Consider the following 3,079-nt stretch of genomic DNA (forward strand, 5'->3'; position numbering starts at 1 on the left):
TCTACTTAGTATTACTTTCTTCTGGTGAGAATCAATATTTTTTTGCCAACGCTATTGTTAACTTAGAGAGTAATGATATTGCTAAAATTCTGAAGTCAAAACTTGATAGTAGAGCCAGATGGAAAGTAAAATTTTCAGCCAAATCTTTACCTGCGGGAGAAACTATCATTAAAGCTTGGGTTTATAATTCTGACAAGCAAGAATTTGTCAAATTAAACGACCAAGTAAAAGTTAAGGTCGAAGATAGTTGACAAGTATTTTAGTATATAATTTCCTATGCCTAATTAATGAAACATCTTATTAACTCCCTGTTCTCTCTCACAACATGGAAAAGAAAAACCTAACTTAGTATTACTTTCTTCTGGTGAGAATCAATATTTTTTTGCCAATGCCATTGTTAACTTAGAGAGTAATGATATTGCTAAAATTCTGAAGTCAAAACTTGATAGTAGAGCCAGATGGAAAGTAAAATTTTCAGCCAAATCTTTACCTGTAGGAGAAACTGTAATTAAAGCTTGGGTTTATAATTCTGACAAGCAAGAATTTGTCAAATTAAATGATGAAGTAAAAGTTAGAGTAGAAGATGGTTGACAAGTATTCAAATAGATATATATTTAAACAGATAACAATAATCACCCAAATTGCCTATACATGAATTTATGGGTAATCCCAGACGGTATATCCTAACAGGTAAGTATTCAGTTATTAGCTTTCAGCTATCACCAATGATATCCCAACCTTAAGGAGAGGGTTTAAATTAAAATAGACTTTAAAGTTTGCTTTTGTAGTCATAATTAAATCTGACTTTAATAAAGCTTTTATCTAAAACTAAAAAAATAGCTGATAGCTAATAGCTGACCGCTGAATGCTTACCCTAACAGAAGTAATTTTAATCAAAAATTATGCCAAAAAATCATTGTCCCTTATGTCATGCAAATAAATTTAACTACTACAAAGCAGGTAATGACTATCTATTAGCAAAATGCTCTGAATGTGGTATGGTATGGGATAATAATCCACCAGCAAATCCTACTGCTATCTATCAGGAAGATTATTATAATAACGATTTCCCAAAAGGAGGATATTCTAATTATTTTCAAGGGATGAAAATTAATAGTCAGACTTTTCGGAAGCGTTTATTAAAAGCGGAGAAAAAACTTTCTGGTCAAGGTTTATTATTAGATGTAGGTTGTGCTTTAGGTGATTGTTTGGAGCAAGCAAAAGATTTAGGATGGGATAATCCTCAAGGTTTAGAAGTCTCAGAATATGCAGTAAAATTTGCTCAAAGTCGAGGTTTATCTGTATATCAAGGGGATTTGTTTGATCATAATTTGGAACCTAATTCTTTTGATTTGATTATGTTACAAGATACGATCGAACATACGACAGATCCTATTGCTCAACTAACAGCAGCTTATCAACTTTTGAAACCTGGAGGATGGATTTTTATTACTACTCCCAATGTAGGAGGATTTTGGCAGAAATTACTAGGGTCTTTGTGGTATCACTATAAACCAACAGAACACTTAACTTATTTCTCCCTTGATACAATAAAATTTGCTTTGGAAAAAAGTGGATTTTCTGATGTAGAATCAAAGCCAACCAGTAATTTAATGAGTCTAGGATATATTTTGAATAGATTGAAGTATTATCAGCAGATTCTGTTCTCTTTTTTACTTTCAATTTCTCAATTTCTCAATCTAGATAAATTAGTCTTTAATTTATGGATAGGAGAATTAGAAGCTTGGGGAAAAAAGAGTTAACAATGGATAATTGATAATGGATAATGAAAACTATAGCAATCCTATTCAAGTTGTAATATTTTGGTTGCAGGAGTCAGAAGTCACAATTTTTAAGTTTTTCAGCTCAGATTAACTCTTATAAAACTTGTTACAACCAATAACCAATTTAGGATTGCTATAAGTACCTAAACAAAATTATTTACCTATTCTAATTCTCTGGGTTCTTTAGGAGCAAAAAAATTTAGCTGGCATAGATGTATAATTAATTTTGTGTACCTGTTTATGTCTGATTATTAATTATCAATTATCCATTATCAATTATCCATTATTCATTGAGGTAAAAAAAAATGAATGTAATTGAAACAGAAATTCCTGAAGTATTGTTAATAGAGCCAAAAGTTTTTGGAGACGAACGTGGCTTTTTTATGGAGAGTTTTAATCAACATAATTTTTCACAAAAAACAGGAGTAAATTTGGAATTTGTGCAAGATAATCACTCTCGTTCTAGCAAAGGTGTACTTCGAGGTTTACATTATCAAATTCAACAAGCTCAAGGTAAATTATTAAGAGCAGTTGTGGGAGAAATATTTGATGTTGCTGTAGACATTCGCAAAAATTCTCCTAATTTTGGTAAGTGGGTAGGTTATCTTTTAAGTGCGGAAAATAAACGACAACTTTGGGTGCCTCCTGGTTTTGCTCATGGTTTTTTAGTAGTGTCTGAAACTGCTGATGTTTTGTATAAGACTACTGATTATTATGCACCGGAATATGAGCGTTCAATTCTATGGAACGATCCAGAGATTGGGATTAGTTGGCCTTTAGATGGAATTGAGGTGAAATTATCTAAAAAAGATGAAGCTGGTAAAAGTTTGAAAAGTTCTGATTTGTTTGATTGAGACGAGTCAGGAGTCAGGAGTCACGAGTCAGAATATCTTTGGAAAAATTACTTGCTAGAATGATTACTTGGAGTTTAATTTTTCCACCTAACTTGATATTAAGACAAAATCAAAATCGCCAAATTCTCAAAGTGTAAGATTCTCAAAACTCAGAACAGAGAACTCTGGAAATTTCAGCAAATTTTCTAGCTGAAGTAATTTTCCACAGAGAGTAAAATTTTGCCGATCTACTTACTCAAAGGCAGAATAAAAATTGGCAAATTCTCAAAGTGTAAGATTCTCAAAACTCCAAATTGAGAATTCAGAAAATTTCGGCAAATTTTCTAGCTGAAGTAATTTTCCACAGAGAGTAAAATTTTGCCGATCTACTTACTCAAAGGCAGAATAAAAATTGGCAAATTCTCAAAGTGTAAGATTCTCAAAACTCCAAATTGAGAATTC

The 3,079-nt window shown here is 31.7% G+C and carries 2 protein-coding genes and 1 pseudogene; all 3 read left to right on the plus strand.

Translation table 11 applies throughout. The annotated features are described in order from the left end of the window. A pseudogene (locus F6K22_RS37135) lies at positions 1-251 on the plus strand (hypothetical protein); the annotation flags it as partial. Positions 252-902: 651 nt separating this feature from the next. Continuing rightward, positions 903-1,763 carry a class I SAM-dependent methyltransferase gene (locus F6K22_RS37140; protein ID WP_293109758.1) on the plus strand — a complete coding sequence of 287 codons (861 nt, stop codon included), beginning with the start codon at positions 903-905 and terminating at the stop codon, positions 1,761-1,763. Between the two features lie 326 nt (positions 1,764-2,089). Then, the gene (rfbC, locus tag F6K22_RS37145) at positions 2,090-2,638 is read left to right on the plus strand and encodes a dTDP-4-dehydrorhamnose 3,5-epimerase (protein WP_293109760.1); all 549 of its coding nucleotides are present in this window, start codon (positions 2,090-2,092) and stop codon (positions 2,636-2,638) included. The last annotated feature ends 441 nt before the right edge of the window (positions 2,639-3,079 follow it).

This window comes from Okeania sp. SIO2F4 (genome assembly GCF_010672385.1).
Taxonomy (GTDB): Bacteria; Cyanobacteriota; Cyanobacteriia; order Cyanobacteriales; family Microcoleaceae; genus Trichodesmium.